Raw genomic sequence first — 19,640 nt, forward strand, 5'->3', positions numbered from 1 at the left:
GCAATTTCTTACATATTATTTTTCATAAAATTTGATCCCCCCTTCTTACTTACATAAAAGGGGGGATCATTTTAAATTACATATGAATTGGCATACCCAGGGCAGCTTCTGCAGCATCCATTACTGATTCACCTAGTGATGGATGTCCGTGGATCGTCAATGCGATATCTTCCGCATTCATTCCACTTTCAACAGCTAAACCTAGTTCAGCAATAATGTCACTTGCATTTATTCCGGCTACTTGTGCTCCAACGATCACATTGTCTTCTTTAGTTGTAACTAAACGCACAAAACCTTCAGTTGCATTTAGAGACAATGCCCGACCATTTCCACCAAGTGGGAATTTAGTCGCTTTTACATTTAACCCTTTGTCCTTAGCTTCTTTTTCAGTATAACCTACTGAAGCAATTTCAGGATTCGTAAATGCTACTGCTGGAAGTGCACGATAATCAACGGCAACTTTTTTACCGGAGATAGCTTCAGCAGCAACTTTTGCTTCATAACTAGCTTTATGAGCTAAAGCTGGTCCAGGAACTATATCTCCAACTGCGAAAATACTATCTACATTTGTGCGACCTTGTTCATCGACCTCAATAAGTCCTCTTTCGCCGACTTCAACACCAGCTTGTTCAAGACCCATTTCATCTGTATTTGGACGACGGCCAACGGTAACCAACACATATTCAACATCTAGAGATTTCTCTTCTCCATTAGCTTCATATTTTACAGTTACACCATTATCCGTAGTTTGAGCTTCTTTAGCCATAGCTTCTGTAACAATATTTACGCCTTTAGCTTTAAAGTTTTTCTCAACTAATTTGACCATATCTTTATCAAAACCATTTAAAATTGAAGGTAGTCCTTCTAAAATAGTGACTTCTGTACCTAAATTAGCATACGCTCCAGCTAATTCACTCCCAATATATCCTCCACCAACAATCGCCATTGTTTTAGGAATTTCTTTGAGTGCTAACGCTCCTGTTGAATCAAGAACACGTTCACCAAATTTAAACCCTTTGATTTGAATTGGACGACTTCCTGTAGCAACAATTGCATTGTTAAATGAGTACGTTTGCGCACTCGTTTCAGTCATCACACGTAAAGTATTTCCATCTACGAAGAAAGCTTCTCCTCTAAGAATTTCTACTTTATTTTTCTTTAAAAGCATTTCTACTCCACCAGTAAGTTTATCAACAACTTGTTCTTTTTTCCATTTTTGAGTAGTTTCAAAGTTGATAGAAACATTTTCTGTTGAGACACCAAAAACGGATGAATCCAAAGCTTCTTGATAACGGTGACCTGCAGAAATCAATGCCTTTGATGGAATACATCCAACATTCAGGCAAACTCCTCCGATATATTCTTTTTCAATGATCGCAACTTTTTGTCCCATTTGGGCAGCACGGATGGCAGCTACATAGCCGCCAGGTCCAGCACCGATAACAACTGTGTCTAATTCAATTGCGAAATCTCCTACAACCATCTAATATTCACCTTAACCTTCCATTAATAATAACTCTGGATCATTTAATAATCTCTTCAGTTCGTTCATAGCTTTTTGACCTGTAGCCCCATCAATCACACGGTGGTCAAACACTAATGACAATTCTAACATAGGTGCTGCAACAACTTCGCCATCTTCGTTTACGATAGCTTTTTGTGCAATACGACCTACACCTAAAATAGCAACTTCTGGATAGTTAATAATTGGGGTAAACCAACCACCACCAACAGAACCGATGTTACTAATCGAAATAGATCCATCAGACATTTCATCTGATTTCAATTTACCTTCGTGAGCTTTGGCAGCCAGTTCATTGATCTCATCAGCAATTTTGAACATGCCTTTTTTATCTGCATCTTGAACCACTGGTACATATAATCCACGTTCAGTATCAGCTGCGATACCAATGTTGTAATAGTTTTTGTAAACTATTTCATTAGTAGTATCATCAATTGATGAATTTAGAGCAGGGAATTTACGCATAACCGCAACAATCGCTTTTACAACGTAAGGAAGGAATGTTAATTTAGTTCCTTGATCTGCAGCAACTACTTTAAATTTCTTGCGGTGTGCCATTAATTTAGTAACATCTACATCATCAAACAGCGCAACAGATGGAATAGTCAAATTACTGTTTACCATCGCATTGCCAATTGCTTTTCTAGTAAGAGACATTTTTTCACGCGTTTCTTGATCAGAACGTGAAGATTTGAATGGTTTAGCAGCTGCTGAAACAGAAGCTTTAGAAGGAGTTGTACTCTCTTCTTTTTTCCCGCTTGGAGAGCTTTTTGTTTCTTCTTTTGCTGAAACTGCAGGAGTTTCAGTAGCACTACTTTTACCATGTTTTAAGAAATTGTCTATGTCTTCTTTAATAACGCGTCCACCTTTACCAGTTGCTTCGACAACTGAAATATCAACGTCTTTTTCACGCGCATATTGACGTACAGACGGCATAGATAACACCTGTTTATTGGGATCTGAAGCTTTTACAACGCTTGAGTTAGCACTTTCACTTGCAGCATCCTCAGTCATTTTGCTTTCTGCTTGAGGTGAAGCAGGAGATTGTACATCTGCAGGAGCTGCAGTTGCAATATGCATTAATACGTCTCCTACATTGACCACTGTACCTTCTTCTTCAAGAATTTCCTTAACAGTTCCAGCTACAGGAGAAGCGATTTCAGTAACTGATTTATCATTTTGGATTTCTGCTAAAGAATCTTCTTCTTCAACAGTGTCTCCTTCTGATACTAACCATTTTACAATTTCACCTTCTGCCATTCCTTCACCAACGTCAGGCATTTTAAATTCAAATAGAGATCCTTCTGAAGAAGTTTTTGCTGTTTCAGATTGAGGGCTCTCTTGAGTTTGAGTTTCTTCAGTTTCAGATGAAGAATCTCCTTCTGCATCAATTTCTAAGATAGGATCACCTACATTAACTACGGTCCCAGCTTCTTCTAAAATTTTTCTAATTGTTCCATCAACTGGGGAAGCAATTTCCGTAACAGATTTGTCGTTTTGAATTTCTGCAACAGAATCTCCTTCTGCAACAGTATCTCCTTCTGAAATTAACCAGCTGACGATTTCGCCTTCTGCCATTCCTTCGCCAACATCTGGCATTTTAAATGTATAAGCCATATTATAAGTCTCTTCCCTTCTTTGTCCTTTTTAACTTACCTGAAAACTATGGAGAATAAGCAAATGCAATTTTAACAATCGCATTTGCCATTTTTAGACCTTTACTATTTTCTATTAAAAGTTATAAGCTTCTTTTACTTTACCAATGATATCTTTAGCATTTGGTAACCAGTCATTTTCAACTGTTCCAAATGGATACACTGTATCAGGAGCTGCTACGAAACCAATAGGAGCTTTTAATGATAAGATTGCACGTTGTGAAATCTCAGAAATGACCGTTGCACCGACACCAGCTTGGCGTTGTGCTTCTTGAACCATTACTGCTCTGCCTGTTTTTTCTACAGAATTTATGATCGTTTCAATATCTAACGGTGAAACAGTTCTCAAATCGATCACTTCTGCTGAAATGTTTTCTGCTTCTAATTGTTCAGCTGCTTTAAGAGCTTCGCGAACCATGTATCCGTAAGTCACAATAGTTACATCTTTACCTTCGCGAGCAATTGCTGCCTTACCTAAAGGAATTGTATACTGTTCTTCTGGTACTTCGTCACGGAACGAGCGATACAGTTTCATATGCTCTAAAAATACAACAGGATCTTCATCACGAATAGCGGATGTCAATAGTCCTTTAGCATCGTACGGATTGGATGGAATCACGACTTTCAAACCAGGTGATTGAGCCATTAATCCTTCTAAATTATCTGCGTGCATTTCCGGAGTGTGTACTCCTCCACCAAACGGTGAACGAACTACAACTGGTAAGTTTACTTTTCCACCCATACGGTAGCGTGTACGTGCCATTTGTCCAACAATTGAATCCATTACTTCAAATACAAATCCGAAGAATTGAATTTCTGCAATTGGACGGAATCCTTGCATAGCTAATCCGAACGCCATACCACCAATACCAGATTCAGCAAGTGGAGTATCATTGACGCGATCTTCACCATATTTATCAAAAAGTCCTTGAGTTGCACGGAAAACTCCGCCATTTTTACCAACGTCTTCACCAAATATCATCACTTTTTCATCTTTAGCCATTTCTTGATCTAAAGCTTCTGTGATAGCTTGTATCATTGTGAGATTCGCCATGATTATTTACTCTCCTTTGCTTCGTATTTAGCAATTTGCTCCTGAATGTTTTGTCCAGGTTCATTGAACATTGATTTTAGGAAGTTTGAAATTTTTTGTTTTGGAGCTTGATCTGCTTCTTTAGCAGCTTCTTTTATTTCTTCCATTGTTTTTTCAATTATTTCTTCTTCTTTTTCTTCAGTCCATAATCCTTTTGTTGTTAAGAATTTACGGAAGCGGACTAAAGGATCGCGCTGTTCCCAGTAGTCAAAACTCTCTTGGCTACGGTAACGAGTTGGATCATCGCCAGATGTTGAGTGAGGTCCAAAGCGAGATGTAATTGTTTCGATTAGTACAGGACCATTTCCGGCTGCTGCCCAATCACGTGCTTGCTTAGTTACAGCGTAAACTGCCAATGGATCCATTCCATCAACTTGAACTCCCGGAATACCGGCTGCTGCTGCTTTTTGAGCTAAAGCTTTTGCTGCAGATTGTTTTTCACGTGGAGTAGAAATAGCATATCCATTGTTTTGAATAAAGAACACGATTGGTGCTTTGTAGCGTCCAGCAAAGTTCATCCCCTCATAAACATCTCCTTGAGAAGATCCACCATCACCTGTGTAGGTAAATGTTACTGCATCTGATTTATTTAATTTTTGTCCTACAGCATTACCCATAGCTTGGATATATTGTGCACCAATAATAATTTGTGGCGGCACAGCATTTAAGTCTTCGGGGTAGTTATTTCCTTCGACATGTCCACGAGACCATAAAAATGCTTGAGAAACTTTTAATCCATGTTGGATCAGTTGTGGGATATCACGATACCCAGGATATAACCAATCTTTTTTCTCAAATGCAAAATGACTAGCTAATTGAGAAGCTTCTTGTCCAGCTGTTGGAGCATAGAATCCCAAACGCCCTTGACGTGCAAGAGCCATTGAACGTTCATGTAGTATTCTCGACCATACCATTCTCTCCATTAACTCTACTAATTGATCATCAGATAAATCAGGCATAATATCTTCATTAACTATGTTGCCATCTTTATCGAGGATTTGAACCATAGGGTACAAAGCTTCAAGTGAACTCATCAAAGCTTCAAAATCAACAGGTTGTTTTTTCGCCATTACTTACCCATTCCTCTCTTTAATAAAATATTTTTTTAGCATAATTTGAAACAGCAGAATAAACTGTTTCACAATTTGCCCATCACTCTTATAAACTACCACGCTACCACCTTTTTTGCAAGTGATAATACCCTGAAAATCGCTTTAGGGACAGAGATTTAACAACCACAAAGAACTGCGTGACTATTTTCACTAACTATCCAATAGTTCCTCTTTTTCCCAAAGGTGTTTACTTCACTCAACAACATTATTGTAACAGCATTTAAAACTGTTATATAAAATGGATTTCTCTGTGTTACTACGCACTGTTATCTGTTTTTTTTGATCGTGTTTGCACGGAGAATCACATAGCATTTTTTTTAATTTTTCCCTTCTAAAATCATTGCGTCAGCAACTTTAATAAATCCAGCTACATTTGCGCCATAAACTAAATTGCCTGCTTCCCCATAGGTTTTAGCTGCATTTGATGTTTGTTCATAAATACTATGCATCACTTGTTTTAATTTAGTATCCACTTCACTTTTCGTCCACTGTGTTCGTTGACTATTTTGACTCATTTCAAAAGCAGAAACTGTTACACCTCCGGCGTTTGCTGCTTTTGCAGGCGAAACACTGACTTTTTTTTCTTGAAAATGAGTTAAAGCTTCTTTTGTTAACGGCATATTTGCCCCTTCACCAACATATTTGACCCCATTAGTCAGCATTATCTTCGCTTTTTCTTTATTTATTTCGTTTTGGGTAGCACATGGTAGGGCTATCTCGTAATTCTCTTGTAGATTCCAGACACTACCTTTTACGTATCGAACGTCTGAATGAAACTTGCAATATTCTTCCAGGGAATGATTTGAATCTTCTTTTATATTTTTGATCGTGTTCAAATCGATACCCTTTTCTGTATATAGAAACCCTTTCGAATCGGAGCAGGCGATTACATGGGCTCCTTTTTCTATTGCCTTTTCCATAGCATATATAGCAACATTTCCTGCTCCGGATACAACAATCCGCTTATTGTCGAGTGATTGTTGATTATCCTCTAATAATTTCTCCATGAAATAAACTAGGCCATATCCCGTCGCTTCTTTTCTACCTAAACTTCCACCAAGAGCAATAGGTTTTCCAGTAATCGTACCAGGATCATTTCCGTTTATCTTTTTATATGCACCATATAAATAACCGATTTCTTTTTCTCCTACTCCAATATCACCAGCCGGGATATCTTTTGAAGAACCAATATATTTCTGCAACTCTATCATATAGCTTTCGCAGAATCGTAATATTTCTCCATCTGATTTTCCTTTAGGATCAAAATCACTTCCCCCTTTTCCGCCTCCTAGTGGCAAGCCTGTTAAAGCATTTTTGAGTATTTGTTCAAATCCGAGAAACTTGATAACACTTTCATTTACACTTGGATGAAATCTCAAACCGCCTTTATAAGGTCCTATAACCGAATTGAATTGGACGCGATATCCTCTATTAACATGAATAAATCCTGTATCATCTTTCCAGGTAACTTTAAAACTGATCATTCTATCGGGTTCGCTCAAACGCTCTAAAATGTTTTCTTTTATATAATGAGGATTTTTGTCTAAGACATTTTCCAAAGAATAAAATAATTCCTCTACCGCTTGGAGGAATTCATCCTGATTCGCGTGTTTTCTTTGGATTTGTTTCATTATTCTATTTATGTAGTCATTGGCTGCATTCATTGTTTGTCTCCTTAGTTTGGAATGATGATACTACACTAGTATCTCAAAACTTCTTATCTATCACAAGATGCAAAAACCGATAAAAAATGCTATACTATAAAAATAAAGGTAAGAATATTTCAAGGAGTGACAAGTAATGCTAACAATGAAAGATATCATACGAGAAGGACATCCGACTCTACGAAAAGTATCAGAAAAAATAGAACGTCCCCTCTCAGAAGAAATAATTAGTTTAGGACAAGAAATGATTCAGTTTTTACAAAATAGTCAAACTCCAGAATTAGAAGAAAAATACGATTTAAGACCTGGTGTAGGCTTAGCAGCTCCCCAATTGAATATCCTGAAACGTATCATAGCAGTACACATCCCATCCATCGAGGAAGATGGCGAACCAGAACTAAGTGCAGTAATGATTAATCCAAAAATTATTTCTCATTCTGTCAAACAATCTTGTTTGGGTGATGGAGAAGGCTGTTTGTCTGTAGATAGAGAAGTCCCTGGATACGTTCCAAGGGCAAGCAAAGTAACTATCTCGTATATAGATTTAAAAGGAAACGACCAAAAGATAAGATTACGTGACTATCCTGCAATAGTCGTTCAACATGAGATCGATCATTTAAATGGAGTTATGTTCTATGATCGAATCAATGAAGATCACCCATTTGAAGTGGATGAAGATACGATTATCTTAGGATAAGATAAATAAAAAAAGACACAGTTCATATATAACAATGAACTGTGTCTTTTTTTGCCTTAAACAGGCATAATAACGGGTAATATAATCGGTCTTCTTTCAGTTTCTTCATACAAGAGATTTTTTAATCCTTCAATCATTTCATTTCTCAATTTATATTCGTTCACTTGTTTATCTTTGAATACATTCTGAATGCTATGATAAGCTACTTTTTGAGCTTTTTGTATCAACTCTTCAGATTCTCGCATATAAATAAACCCACGAGAAATAATATCTGGCCCTGCTAAAACAATTTGATTTTCCATGTCTATTGTTGCAACAACAACCACTAAACCATTATCTGAAAGGATTTTACGGTCTTTCAACACAATATTGCCTATGTCTCCAACACCTTTTCCATCAACATAAACATCCCCAGCCTCAAATGACCCAGCATAACGAGCGGAATCTGCAGTGAACGCGATAACATCCCCATTATCTTGAATGAAGCAGTTTTCTTTAGGGACTCCCGTTTGTTGTGCTAAATCTGCATGAATTCTTTGCATACGGTGTTCGCCATGTATTGGCATAAAGTATTTAGGTTTCATGAGTCGAAGCATTAATTTTTGCTCTTCCTGACCACCATGACCAGAAGTGTGAACATTATTCAATTTCCCGTGGACAATGTTTGCTCCTGCCTCTAATAGTTGGTTGATTACACGATTTACACTGACAGTGTTTCCTGGAATTGGAGAACTAGAAAAGATGACTGTATCATTCGGCTGAATAGAAATTTGTCTATGCGTTCCATTGGCTATACGGCTTAAAGCTGCCATCGGTTCACCTTGAGACCCCGTACAAAGAATCATCGCTTGGTTAGCGGGAAGTTTATTTAACTCATTGGGATGAACAAACGTATCTTCATTTGCTTTTATATACCCTAATTCTTGACCCGTTTCTACTGAAGTAACCATACTTCGTCCAAATACAGCAATTTTTCTACCAGTTTTTATTGCTCCTTCTACTGCCTGTTGCACGCGGGAAATATTCGAAGCAAATGTAGCGAAAATGATTCGTCCTTCAACTTTCTGAAGTTGATTTAAAATCGATTCCCCAACAACTTTTTCAGATTTAGAAAATCCTGGTATTTCTGCATTTGTGCTATCAGATAAGAGAGCTAGTACTCCTTCCTCTCCGATTCTAGCCATTTTATGCAAATTAGCTGGTTCCCCAACAGGTGTAAAGTCGAATTTAAAATCGCCTGTGTGTACAATGTTACCCGAGGGTGTTTTTACTACGATTCCAAAAGCTTCCGGTACACTGTGTGTTGTGCGGTAAAAACTAACTGTTGTTTTTCTAAACTTCACCACAGTATCCTCTGTAATTTCATGTAATTCGGTCGTACGCAATAAATTGTGTTCAGTTAATTTGTTTTTTATGAGTGCCATTGCAAGGGCATTAGTATAAATAGGCACATTGATTTCTTTTAGTAAAAACGGAATGCCCCCCATATGATCTTCATGTCCATGTGTGACAAATAAAGCTTTGATCTTGTGCTTATTTTCTATTAAATAACTATAATCAGGAATAACATAATCGATTCCCAATAAGTCGTCTTCAGGAAATTTGATCCCCGCATCAATTAAAATAATTTCATCTTGAAATTGAATACCATAAGTGTTCTTTCCTATTTCATTTAACCCGCCTACAGCAAATACTGCTGTTTCATTGTTTTTTACATTCGGTTTCATTTTATATCTCCTTTAAATTTTCGTTGTTCTTTTTTATTTTAATAAATAAACATGATCCGCTCGTATGATTGTTTTTCAACAGTTACCCTCATTCTATCATAGTCGAGATGGGAAGTATAGAATCGCATCTCAAACTATTTATTTTTAACTTGCTTTTAACTATTAAATTAGCTAAACTTGGTGAGAGAATAGAGGGAGATTTACATGGAAAAAAAGTTTGTCTGTTTTGATATTGACGGGACCTTATTAGACGAAAACAAAATGATTTTGACTAGCACAAAAGAAGCTATTCATAAATTGCAGAACGAAGGACATACTATAGCTATCGCCACAGGAAGAAATGCTTACATGATCCAAGATATTCTTGCTGAAGTAAATGTTGACAATTACATTGTATGTAACGGTGCAGCTGGCTATTTAGGTAATAAATTGAGTTACTTTGACGGCTTAGATAAAGAAGGATTTGCTGATCTGTTGAAAGAAACAGATAAAAATAATCACTCTGTTATTTATCAAACAGCATTTGAACTCAGAAGACGAACAGAAAACATTAACATGAATATGGTAAATGCTATGCAATCTGTAGACTTTTCCGTTCCTGAACAAGACTTCAATTTTAATCAGAAGAATGATTTAACACAGGCGCTCATCTTTTATTCTGAAGAAGAGAAAGATCACTATGAAAAAGGACAATTCCCACAGTTTAGATTTGTTCGCTGGCATGAAAGTGGTGTGGATATTCTTCCGATAAATGGCTCGAAATTCAATACGATCAATGCTTTAGCAATAAAACTAGGCTTTTCAATGAGTAATGTAATAGCATTTGGGGATGGAATGAACGATATAGAAATGATCAGTGATGTAGGAACTGGTGTTGCTATGGGAAATGCTGTAGACGAAGTCAAACAAAAAGCTGATTATATCACTGAATCCCATAATAATCATGGAATTGCACTTGCATTAAAGCACTTAAAACTGATATAATCTTATTAGATTATTTCAGCTTTTTTGGGGGTATAGCTCAGCTGGGAGAGCGCTACGCTGGCAGCGTAGAGGTCAGGAGTTCGATCCTCCTTACTTCCATATATTCACTACGAATACACTTCGTTCAATAATGAAAAAAAGACTAAGTCATAGTAGAAACTCGTTGGCCAATCTGTCTTTACGTTAATCGAAAATATTAAACCAAAAAAAGGACTACATTAATTGTAGTCCTTTTTTTGTAATTATATAGCTGGTTTGTGAGTCACTTTCTTTCTTTTATCCTTCTCTAAGCTAACTAATTACAAAACTCACCTCACAACAGGTACTGATTCAGTTAACTTAAAAATTCGGATCAATTCAACCTTTTTTGTTTTTGTAAATTTTATATAATTCTGCAAATCTGACTGCTACTCATTTATCATTTCTTCTGCTGCATTCAACTTCTGAACATTACTTGCTGCTACCAGTTCTTTTTGTTCGTCTGTTAATGCGTCAAATGCTTCTCTCGCTTCTTTCACTTTGGAAATATACTGTTTTGAGATATTTTTTTCAGAAGATTTGAATCTTATGACCAATTTATCTACTTCCACTGCTGCTTCTTTATCTTCTTCATTTTTAATATTTTCTTCTGCTGTATTTAGCTTCTCTACATTACTTGTTGTTACGAATTCTTTTTGTGCATCTGTTAACGCATCATATGCTTCTCTTGCTTTCCTTACTTTAGAAATATATCCGTTTGAGATATTTGTTTCTGAAGATTTGAATTTTGATATCAATTGCTCTACTTCTACTGCTGCCGCTTTGTACTCATCTGTTGCTATTTCTATCATCAATTTCTCTAAAACTCTTACATTGGTATTTAGTCTCTCCATAATTCTTCCAGGATAATTCAGTTCAATATATTCTAAAGTATCGTTTCCCGAATGCATTATTGGTCCTTCTTCGGTCTCTATATATCCATCCAAGTAGTTTCCAGCTTCATCTTGAATCAACCAGTTAGTCGATTCAAAATAAGCTACTGGTATGTTTTTTTCGTTGAAAGGAGCATGATCACTCCAGTCTCCAGTTTCTCCCCACTTATGATCAGGATGTAATCCAGTTTGAGTAATAAGATCCAAACCTAGTTCTTCAGAGATGTTCAACGCTTGATCTCTTACCCAACCTTGTCCATTACTTCCCCCATAGACGTAGGCGTAATCACCGGCTAATATCGTGTCCAGATTTATCATAGCTATTGTATTTTCTATTTCATCCTCTGACATCGTTTCCACATAAGCATTTGATCCCTCTAAACCAACTTCCTCAGATCCAAATCCTACGAATATTATAGTGTGATCTGTTTTTACATTTTTTAATTTTTCAGCAACTTCTAACATTGCCCCTACTCCAGATGCATTATCAGAAGCTCCCTCGCTACCGCCTGATGTTACTTGGTCGTAATGTGCACCGAGAATAACTTGTTTTCCAGATTTACCTCTTTTTATAGCAACTACGTTTTGAGAATTAACAGTCTCTCCCTTATTACTTCCTCTTTTACTGATAAACGAAAAGTTTTCTAAGGCGGTTTCATATTTATTGCTTTCAAATTCACCTTTTATATAATTGGCTGCTTCCTTTTCAAATTCTGAACCCGCTACTCTAGCTCCACCAAGTCCTTTAGAGAGATGGTTAATATGTTCATATGCCAGTCCACCGTATTCACTTGAATTGATCACAACAGCGTTCTCTGCGCTCTCGGCCAGTACCACCTCTTGTGATGTCGGCGTAAACAAGGACAACCCCATTACAGAAGCGATTAAAACTGGATACCATTTTTTGTTTGTATTACTCTTGTACATATGAATCCTCCTTTAAATATTATATTTATATTAGTTTTCAATTACGACATTCTTTCTCCACTCCAAGGGATAATTAACTCATTTCATGTATCTTCCGTTCGCTTATGCGGTTTTTCTTTTTCTCACCTCTTTACTTTTTTCAATATTTGACTGTAAGTGAATTTCCTCTTTTTAAAAAAGCGCTTACATATCTCGTCTAAAAAAAAGTCTTGTTCAGCAATAACGACATTACGTCCAACCAAATTTCATATTAACATGCCCGTTTAGACTATTCAATAGTCCAATTAAAATATTACCAGCAAAAAAAGGTCTGTTTTGGTTTTAATTGTCCGCATACTATTCTTTATTTCGTATAAAGATAATCTTATCTTTCTATTTATTCTACTTATCATAAAAGAGTGCTATTCTATTTTTTTCGAAATCATTCACTAAATAAATACAAATTGTTATTCTTTATACTCACTTCGAGTCTCACCACGGCAACCGTATCTACTATACGCGGTTTAGCTTTTAAATGACCACGTTCCTGTCGAATTGCTTTTTTTTGATAACTTTTTCAAGATATAATTTGTATAATAAGAAATGGCCATTGTGTAGAAAGCTCAGATAGAAAATCCATCGTTAAAGGAATGGAAATAGAGAATGCAATTGAAGACGATACATACTGAGGCCCGTCTGCAGAGTACAAGTACACACAATATTTGTGGTGAAATTAAAGTTGATCCAGACATTTTTCAATGGAAAACAATTTAAAAAAGACAGAAGTACAGAATATGCACTAAACGAACGATTCCGTATTTCTGTCTTTTGTTTTATTCTACTATAATGTACATTTTTTATATGCAATACTTTTTCACAACATCTTTTCAATAGTTTAGTTGAATGACATCATGTAATCTTATGTAGTTCTTTGAAACATGAATATTTCATTCTATCAAACCGTGTTGAAAAGCATAAATGGTTGCCTGCGTACGATCTTCTACCTCTAACTTGAACAAAATGTTAGATACATGTGTTTTAACTGTTTTAAGTGTAATAAATAGTGCTTCTGCAACTTCCTTATTCGAATATCCTTTTGCAATCAGCATCAAAACTTCATGTTCTCTTTTTGTAAGTTCATTATGCAAAGCATTGTACTTGTGAGAAGTTTCGGGATTATTCAACAAGTTTTTAACTTCTTCTACATATACAGATTCACCATTATAAGTTTGGCGTATAGCTTCTGCAATCTCACTAGCAGTTGATGTTTTCAAAATATAGCTGGAGGCTCCCGCGTCTAAAGCTGGGAATACTTTTTTATCATCAATAAAGCTGGTTAAAATAACGATATTTGCTTCTGGCCATTTTTCAATGATCCCTTTCGTTGCATCTATACCATTCATCCGCTCCATGACTAAATCCATTAAAATTACATCTGGCTTTAATGCAAGTGCCTTTTCAATCCCTCTATCTCCATCATCAGCTTCTCCAACTACTTCGATATCATCTTGTATCGATAAATAAGTGGACAACCCTAGCCGGACCATCTCGTGATCATCTACTATTAAAACACGTATCATAAGAACTCTCCCTTCTTTACTTAATCAATGGGATGCGAATGTCTATACTTGTGCCTTCGTTAGGAACGGAAACAATTTTAACGGTCCCGCCTAAACTAGCTATTCGCTCTCTAACATTTTGTAACCCATAATTTCCCAAAGGTTTCTCACTTTTATTAAATCCGATCCCATCATCTACAATACGTAGAAGTACTATTGAATTAGCTTGTTTTAGACGCACTTCTATCTCTGTTGCTTTTGCATGACGCAAAATATTTGATAGGAGCTCTTGGAAAACTCTGAATAATTGATTTTCCACATTAAGTGGTAAATACAAGTTTTCAATATCCCATAAAATATCCGCTTCTATTTTCGATTTTAATTCGTTTAGCAATTGTTCTACCCCATCTTTAATCGTCTTACCTTCTAGTTGCGTAGGACGTAAATGAAGCAGTAAAGCGCGCATCTCTGACTGCGCTTCATTTATAATATGCTGAATGGTTTCTAATTGTTTGCGAGGTAAAATTATTTTTTCAGAATTTTCATCGATTGCAGATAAAAGCATCATGGCTGCAAATAATTGTTGGCTAACAGAATCATGTAGCTCACGGGCAATACGATGTCTTTCTTTTAAAACGATCTCCTCTTTTTCAGCTTCAGCTAATTTGTTTCCTGTTTGTCTGTTTCCTTGAGTCAACGTAGTAACCTGTATCATTTTATTTCTTAATTGTAACAAGCTTTCTGCTTCTTTAACTTGTCCAGAGTTAAAGCTAGTATCTATTCCTTTTTTTAAATCCTCAAATATACTTGATTGATATTGGCCTTCTTTCAATGCGTTGATTCCTTCTTCAATAAGTGAGTGGGCCTTTTTGGTTGTAATCACTAATTGGCTTATGAAATACCCACTTAAAAATAAAGCGAAAAGTAGTACATATAAAAGTAATGGAATATAGAAAAAATGAACTTTAAATAATGGCAAATAAAATTGTGCCGGTTGAACATAATAGCTCACCAACAATACACTCAGAATCAAAGTAGAAAACAATAATATAAAGTAGCGTAAAAATGTTTTTGCCAGACTGATTTTCAAATGCTGATCACCTCAAAGTCTCCAACCCAAGCATTAACAAAAATCTTGATTTTTTTTGAATTGGTAGAATAATCAGAAGAAGTAAATAAGATATTTTCATTAACTAATGAATCACTGTCATTATTAAGCGTAAAAGTACCATACATTGTACTAAATAAAATTTTATAAGCTAACTCTTCCGGTATAAACAAACGTGTTCGGCCAAAGCCTTTTCGTATAACAATCACATTTTCACTTTTAGGTAATATCGTATTTCCCAAGTCGATCAGTGTATCGCCTGCTAATTGAGTGAAATTGATATCATGCCACTCATATACTGATTGTCCGATGTGATAGTGTCCGATCCATTGTTGCTTTTGTTTGATAGCACCTGTCTCATTTTCGTTGATTTCTATTGGAGAAACAAACTGCTTTTTCTTCCAAAACCAACCCCAGCCCTCTTTTTTAAAAGTAGACAGATTCACAAATAAGAATATTCCAAATACAAGTCCCATTAACCAGAATGCCGTAGTAGAGAATAATGCTAATCCAATTAAAGTAATACCCAAGAAAGAATGGTGAAAAGAGTCAGAATGGGACGACTGTTGCTTACTTTTATAAACAATCAGGACCAGACCAGCGACAACCATAAAAAGCAAGAAAAACCGATTTGTTAATTGAAATATAAGCCACAAGGACAAGATTATCTCAATTATAGCAAAAAATTTCCATTTCATATCAGTTCACTCCTTCCATTCTAAATTGTCAGTAAAGTAATAATAACATAGTGTCGATACAAAAACTTCGGTCTCTAGTATGATTCACGTTATCGAAAGAATAATGCAGATCTGTTTTTCAAAAAAAAAAAAAACCGAGGACAGGAACACTCTCTTATTGAGCATTTCTGTTCTCGGGTAAAATTTTAAACCATCTCAGTTTATTATTTATACATGATATAAATAAGATTATTTTAAATTAATAGACATCTGTAATTTTGACTTTCATTTCTCCACCAGGAGTTTCAATCACAACTTCGTCTCCTGCTCTTTTTCCATTTAATGCTCTAGCTATCGGAGACTCATTCGAAATTTTCCCAGCAAAAGGATCTGCTTCTGCTTTTCCTACAATACTGTACTCTTCTTCTTCACCATCAGGTATTTCAATAAACTTAACTGAACGGCCAATGGATACTATGCCGGCAACTATTTTTGAGCTATCAATAATTTCAGCATTTTGTAACATTTTTTCTAACGTACTAATACGTCCCTCAATAAATGCTTGTTCATCTTTAGCAGATTCATATTCAGAGTTTTCTGATAAATCTCCAAATCCTCGTGCTATTTTAATTCTTTCAACCACTTCTTTACGTTTTACAGTTTTGAGTTCTTCTAATTCATTTTCAATTTTTTCTTTACCCTCAATTGTCATCGGGTAAACTTTTTCATTCATCATAGTTTCACCTCTTTATTTACTTTTCATACTGTAACAAGAATTGTTTTTAATTTCAAATAAATTTGAACTAATGATAGAAAGATACCATGTACTTATAAGTATGTAAAGCGTTTGTTTAAAATTATTTCTTTCTTTCGTCAAAAATAGTTCTGATTTTTGTAGTCATCAAATCAATTGCAACTTGGTTGCGTCCACCTTCGGGCATAATAATATCCGCATATCGCTTAGTCGGTTCAACAAATTGATTGTGCATCGGTTTTACAACACTAAGATACTGATCGATCACATTATCCAATGTTCTTCCACGTTCTTCTATATCTCTTTTAATTCGACGAATGATTCGAATATCATCATCAGTGTCCACATATACCTTTATGTCCATCATTTCACGTAGGCGAACATCATCCAGAATCAAGATACCTTCCAAAATAATTACTTCTTTAGGCTCTTGACGATAAACTTCATTACTTCTTGTATGTCGAGTGTAATCGTAAACCGGTTTATCTATTGCTTCATATTTCAGTAACTTCTTTAAATCTTCAATCAATAAATCTGTATCAAAAGCAAAAGGATGATCGTAATTTGTTTTTAGACGTTCTTCAAAAGGAAGATGGGTCTGATTCTTATAGTAGGAATCTTGTTCAAGCATCATAATCGAATGTCCCTCAAAATATTTGTATATAGCTTGGCTCACAGTCGTTTTTCCACTTCCAGATCCTCCAGTCACACCAATTACAATCGGTCTTTTGCTTGTTTGCATGCTCATCATTCTCCTTTTCTCATAGAAAAAGAGCTGGACAATGTCTCAACTCTTTTTTTTTCGTCTACTCTTAGTCTAAATATTCCGCTTTATATTCCAAATGTTGCTGATAAGTTTCAGAGAAATAAACTTCTCTTGTTTGTAAATCTGCTAAAAAATACAAGTAATCCGTATCAACGGGATTCAACGTTGCACGAATTGCATCTTCACTTGGATTATTGACTGGTCCTGGTCCAATTCCATTATGCACATACAAATTGTATTCTGACTCTACTTCTAAATCGTTTAAGGAAATACGTTCCTGATGTTCGCCCAACGCATAGGTTACACTTACATCTGTTTGAAGCGGCATCCCAATTTCCATTCGATTATAAAACACATCAGCAATTTTTTGACGATCCTCATATGAAATACCTTCTCGTTCAATTAAAGAAGCCAATGTTAGTACTTCATGAACTGTCCACTCACTATTTTTTATTGTTTTGTAATAATCATTTAGTATATTATTTGTTTTATTTAACATTGATGTGAGCAACTCTTCCAATTCCATTTCTTTATGATACTCATAAGTAGCTGGAAAGAGATAACCTTCAAGAACGTAATACACTTGTTCCTCATTTTCCATAACATCGGTAAGTAAATCCGGGAACTCTGCCAATTTTTGATTTAAAAAAGATTCATCTGTCATTTTCTCCATAATCTCCGTATCCGAAAACAGAGTATCCTTGGCGAGTCTTTCAGAAATTTCCTTTACCGTAATTCCCTCCGGGATAGCAATGGTAGCAATATCAGCTTGGGATATTGGATCGCCACCTTCTTGTAGTTTTTCAACTATTTCTTCCACAGACATGGATTGAGAAAACTCATAGTATCCTGCCTTAAAACCTGTAACATTATTAATTCGTACATATATATTGAATGCTGATGCATTTTTTATCATTTCTTCTTCTTCTAAAATTTTCGCAATATCTGTTCTCGATGAGCCCATCGGTATTTCGATCTCTATTGTTTCTGCACTGCTTTCTTGTACTGGTTCTAAGGATTCAGTATAAAACGAATAGCCTGAATAGCCTAGAACAAGGATAAGAACTACTAAAATTGAAACAATAAAAAAAACGATTTTTCCGACAGAGCGTTTATGATTGTCTACTGACATGTAGTTCCCTCATTTTCATTAAATTATTAGTGCTTTTTTTCACACCATCTCAAACATGAAGACAAATGTAACCTTTTACTCATTTGGACTATTGAATTTAATTCAAAACAATAGTTTAAAATTTAGTTCTCATCTGCTTTTCCTTTATATTATCTTTTTTATTATACACAATAACAGGCAAAATTTAAATACAGACAATAAGAAATGTCATTTAAATTTTTTTCGTTGATCGACTGGCTATTTTAAAACAAATTATACGTCAAAAAAGGACAAAAGTTGTTAACCTTTGTCCTTTTCGCTGTATTTTTATTCTTCTTCTTCTTCAATAAAAGTATTTAAGACTTCTTCGATCATGTCCCATTCTTCGTCTGATTCTATCGGACTTAGCGTACCTTCTAATCCACCATCAGTTTCTTGGTAAGAGAAAGCTTCTAATTCAACTTCGTCCCCTTCGCTTGAACTAGCTGGAAAAACTAAAACGTATGATTTTTCATAATCTACTGAATCAAAAGTAAAGAGGATCTCATATAATTCTTCATCACCTTGTTCATTTACAATTGTGATATATTCATGTGTATCTTCGTGGTCGTGGTCGTGGTCATGCTCGTGATCATGGTTGTGCTCTTTGTTTTCAGACATTTTTATTGCTCCTATCTTTTTGTATTTATTTAGCTGCAATACTATCTAAATAATTTTGTAGTATCATTACAGCCGCTAGTTTATCAATCACTTTTTTTCTTTTTTTTCTAGATGTATTTCCTTCTTCGATAAGCATTCTTTCAGCCTGAGCAGTAGTTAAGCGTTCATCTTGATATATGATTGGCAAATTAAATTTTTCTTTTACCATATCAGCGTACACAATCGAAGCTTCAGCTCTTGGACCAATCGTTCCGTTCATGTTTTTGGGTAATCCGATTACCATCTTTTCTACTTCAAACTGTCTAATTAATTCTTCTAATCGTTCAAAACCATATTGCTCTTTTGCTTCATTGATTTGAATTGTTTCAATTCCTTGTGCGGTCCATCCAAATGGGTCACTTACAGCGACTCCAACTGTTTTAGACCCCACATCTAATCCCATTACTCTCATTTTTCCTCCGATTCACCAACGTGCATATAATTTTTCACTAATACTTCCAATATTTCATCACGTTCATGACGTTTCATCTTATTTCTCGCATCAGCATGTCTGGGTATATACGCGGGATCTCCTGACAAGAGGTATCCTACAATTTGATTGATCGGATTATATCCCTTTTCTTCAAGTGCACGATACACTTGTTGGAGAGTGTCACCTACATTAGTATCATCTTCATTTTGCACGGTAAATCGTACTGTATGGTCGTTATTACTCATGATTCATCCTCCATTTG

General features: G+C 35.6%; 18 protein-coding genes and 1 tRNA gene. 3 read left to right on the forward strand and 16 right to left on the reverse strand.

The window, feature by feature from the left end:
* Positions 1-76: 76 nt before the first annotated feature.
* The 5 genes from lpdA to gdhA all read right to left on the reverse strand — a co-directional run bounded on the left by lpdA (position 77) and on the right by gdhA (position 7,046).
* Positions 77-1,483 carry a dihydrolipoyl dehydrogenase gene (gene lpdA / locus H626_RS0100570; protein ID WP_027107593.1) on the reverse strand — a complete coding sequence of 469 codons (1,407 nt, stop codon included), beginning with the start codon at positions 1,481-1,483 and terminating at the stop codon, positions 77-79.
* A gap of 12 nt (positions 1,484-1,495) precedes the next feature.
* Positions 1,496-3,139, reverse strand: a complete 1,644-nt coding sequence (locus tag H626_RS0100575; RefSeq protein WP_027107594.1) for a dihydrolipoyllysine-residue acetyltransferase — start codon at positions 3,137-3,139, stop codon at positions 1,496-1,498.
* A 114-nt stretch (positions 3,140-3,253) separates the two neighbouring features.
* A complete protein-coding gene (locus H626_RS0100580) occupies positions 3,254-4,231 on the reverse strand; it encodes an alpha-ketoacid dehydrogenase subunit beta (protein ID WP_027107595.1) in 978 nt (325 codons plus the stop codon).
* Positions 4,232-4,233: 2 nt separating this feature from the next.
* Positions 4,234-5,340 (reverse strand): pyruvate dehydrogenase (acetyl-transferring) E1 component subunit alpha, encoded by a 1,107-nt coding sequence (gene pdhA, locus H626_RS0100585; protein ID WP_027107596.1) that lies wholly within the window; start codon positions 5,338-5,340, stop codon positions 4,234-4,236.
* Between the two features lie 359 nt (positions 5,341-5,699).
* Positions 5,700-7,046 carry an NADP-specific glutamate dehydrogenase gene (gdhA, locus tag H626_RS0100590; protein ID WP_027107597.1) on the reverse strand — a complete coding sequence of 449 codons (1,347 nt, stop codon included), beginning with the start codon at positions 7,044-7,046 and terminating at the stop codon, positions 5,700-5,702.
* Positions 7,047-7,182: 136 nt separating this feature from the next.
* Here gdhA and def point away from each other — a divergent pair, with 136 nt between their 5' ends.
* Positions 7,183-7,743 carry a peptide deformylase gene (def, locus tag H626_RS0100595; protein WP_027107598.1) on the forward strand — a complete coding sequence of 187 codons (561 nt, stop codon included), beginning with the start codon at positions 7,183-7,185 and terminating at the stop codon, positions 7,741-7,743.
* Between the two features lie 56 nt (positions 7,744-7,799).
* Here def and rnjA read toward each other — a convergent pair whose 3' ends face one another.
* A complete protein-coding gene (rnjA, locus tag H626_RS0100600; RefSeq protein ID WP_027107599.1) occupies positions 7,800-9,470 on the reverse strand; it encodes a ribonuclease J1 in 1,671 nt (556 codons plus the stop codon).
* Positions 9,471-9,674: 204 nt separating this feature from the next.
* Between rnjA and H626_RS0100605 the strand changes: the two genes are divergently transcribed.
* On the forward strand, positions 9,675-10,454 hold the full coding sequence (locus H626_RS0100605) for a Cof-type HAD-IIB family hydrolase (protein ID WP_027107600.1): 780 nt from the start codon (positions 9,675-9,677) through the stop codon (positions 10,452-10,454).
* Positions 10,455-10,480: 26 nt separating this feature from the next.
* A tRNA-Ala gene (locus H626_RS0100610) sits at positions 10,481-10,553 on the forward strand.
* 308 nt (positions 10,554-10,861) lie between these two features.
* Here the strand turns inward: H626_RS0100610 and H626_RS10280 are convergent.
* The 10 genes from H626_RS10280 to H626_RS0100660 all read right to left on the reverse strand — a co-directional run bounded on the left by H626_RS10280 (position 10,862) and on the right by H626_RS0100660 (position 19,623).
* Positions 10,862-12,292 (reverse strand): M20/M25/M40 family metallo-hydrolase, encoded by a 1,431-nt coding sequence (locus H626_RS10280; protein WP_051237685.1) that lies wholly within the window; start codon positions 12,290-12,292, stop codon positions 10,862-10,864.
* Positions 12,293-13,218: 926 nt separating this feature from the next.
* Positions 13,219-13,851 carry a response regulator transcription factor gene (locus tag H626_RS0100620; RefSeq protein ID WP_027107601.1) on the reverse strand — a complete coding sequence of 211 codons (633 nt, stop codon included), beginning with the start codon at positions 13,849-13,851 and terminating at the stop codon, positions 13,219-13,221.
* Positions 13,852-13,867: 16 nt separating this feature from the next.
* Positions 13,868-14,920 (reverse strand): sensor histidine kinase, encoded by a 1,053-nt coding sequence (locus H626_RS0100625; protein WP_027107602.1) that lies wholly within the window; start codon positions 14,918-14,920, stop codon positions 13,868-13,870.
* Positions 14,917-15,636 carry a cell wall-active antibiotics response protein LiaF gene (liaF, locus tag H626_RS0100630; RefSeq protein ID WP_027107603.1) on the reverse strand — a complete coding sequence of 240 codons (720 nt, stop codon included), beginning with the start codon at positions 15,634-15,636 and terminating at the stop codon, positions 14,917-14,919. Before liaF ends, H626_RS0100625 begins: the two co-directional genes overlap by 4 nt.
* A 238-nt stretch (positions 15,637-15,874) precedes the next feature.
* Entirely contained in the window at positions 15,875-16,348 is a 474-nt protein-coding gene (greA, locus tag H626_RS0100635) for a transcription elongation factor GreA (RefSeq protein ID WP_027107604.1), read from the reverse strand.
* A 124-nt stretch (positions 16,349-16,472) separates the two neighbouring features.
* A complete protein-coding gene (gene udk, locus H626_RS0100640) occupies positions 16,473-17,111 on the reverse strand; it encodes a uridine kinase (RefSeq protein WP_027107605.1) in 639 nt (212 codons plus the stop codon).
* Between the two features lie 70 nt (positions 17,112-17,181).
* Positions 17,182-18,267: an endolytic transglycosylase MltG gene (mltG, locus tag H626_RS10285; RefSeq protein ID WP_051237686.1), complete on the reverse strand. Its 1,086-nt coding sequence runs from the start codon at positions 18,265-18,267 to the stop codon at positions 17,182-17,184.
* 306 nt (positions 18,268-18,573) lie between these two features.
* Entirely contained in the window at positions 18,574-18,906 is a 333-nt protein-coding gene (locus H626_RS0100650) for a DUF1292 domain-containing protein (protein ID WP_027107606.1), read from the reverse strand.
* A gap of 25 nt (positions 18,907-18,931) precedes the next feature.
* Complete coding sequence (ruvX, locus tag H626_RS0100655; RefSeq protein ID WP_027107607.1) at positions 18,932-19,357, reverse strand: Holliday junction resolvase RuvX; 426 nt, start codon at positions 19,355-19,357, stop codon at positions 18,932-18,934.
* The gene (locus H626_RS0100660; RefSeq protein ID WP_027107608.1) at positions 19,354-19,623 is read right to left on the reverse strand and encodes an IreB family regulatory phosphoprotein; all 270 of its coding nucleotides are present in this window, start codon (positions 19,621-19,623) and stop codon (positions 19,354-19,356) included. Before H626_RS0100660 ends, ruvX begins: the two co-directional genes overlap by 4 nt.
* Between the last annotated feature and the right edge of the window lie 17 nt (positions 19,624-19,640).

This window comes from Lacticigenium naphthae DSM 19658 (assembly GCF_000425865.1).
Classification (GTDB): Bacteria; Bacillota; Bacilli; order Lactobacillales; family Carnobacteriaceae_A; genus Lacticigenium; species Lacticigenium naphthae.

What these genes read in the sequence shown, in the direction of transcription:
- H626_RS0100580 (WP_027107595.1), bottom strand. Translation starts at nt 4,231, where the DNA reads ATGGCGAATCTCACAATGATACAAGCTATCACAGAAGCTTTAGATCAA.
- def (WP_027107598.1), top strand. Translation starts at nt 7,183, where the DNA reads ATGCTAACAATGAAAGATATCATACGAGAAGGACATCCGACTCTACGA.
- lpdA (WP_027107593.1), bottom strand. Translation starts at nt 1,483, where the DNA reads ATGGTTGTAGGAGATTTCGCAATTGAATTAGACACAGTTGTTATCGGT.
- gdhA (WP_027107597.1), bottom strand. Translation starts at nt 7,046, where the DNA reads ATGAATGCAGCCAATGACTACATAAATAGAATAATGAAACAAATCCAA.
- udk (WP_027107605.1), bottom strand. Translation starts at nt 17,111, where the DNA reads ATGCAAACAAGCAAAAGACCGATTGTAATTGGTGTGACTGGAGGATCT.
- H626_RS10280 (WP_051237685.1), bottom strand. Translation starts at nt 12,292, where the DNA reads ATGTACAAGAGTAATACAAACAAAAAATGGTATCCAGTTTTAATCGCT.
- H626_RS0100605 (WP_027107600.1), top strand. Translation starts at nt 9,675, where the DNA reads ATGGAAAAAAAGTTTGTCTGTTTTGATATTGACGGGACCTTATTAGAC.
- H626_RS0100650 (WP_027107606.1), bottom strand. Translation starts at nt 18,906, where the DNA reads ATGTCTGAAAACAAAGAGCACAACCATGATCACGAGCATGACCACGAC.
- mltG (WP_051237686.1), bottom strand. Translation starts at nt 18,267, where the DNA reads ATGTCAGTAGACAATCATAAACGCTCTGTCGGAAAAATCGTTTTTTTT.
- greA (WP_027107604.1), bottom strand. Translation starts at nt 16,348, where the DNA reads ATGAATGAAAAAGTTTACCCGATGACAATTGAGGGTAAAGAAAAAATT.
- ruvX (WP_027107607.1), bottom strand. Translation starts at nt 19,357, where the DNA reads ATGAGAGTAATGGGATTAGATGTGGGGTCTAAAACAGTTGGAGTCGCT.
- H626_RS0100575 (WP_027107594.1), bottom strand. Translation starts at nt 3,139, where the DNA reads ATGGCTTATACATTTAAAATGCCAGATGTTGGCGAAGGAATGGCAGAA.
- liaF (WP_027107603.1), bottom strand. Translation starts at nt 15,636, where the DNA reads ATGAAATGGAAATTTTTTGCTATAATTGAGATAATCTTGTCCTTGTGG.
- rnjA (WP_027107599.1), bottom strand. Translation starts at nt 9,470, where the DNA reads ATGAAACCGAATGTAAAAAACAATGAAACAGCAGTATTTGCTGTAGGC.
- pdhA (WP_027107596.1), bottom strand. Translation starts at nt 5,340, where the DNA reads ATGGCGAAAAAACAACCTGTTGATTTTGAAGCTTTGATGAGTTCACTT.
- H626_RS0100620 (WP_027107601.1), bottom strand. Translation starts at nt 13,851, where the DNA reads ATGATACGTGTTTTAATAGTAGATGATCACGAGATGGTCCGGCTAGGG.
- H626_RS0100660 (WP_027107608.1), bottom strand. Translation starts at nt 19,623, where the DNA reads ATGAGTAATAACGACCATACAGTACGATTTACCGTGCAAAATGAAGAT.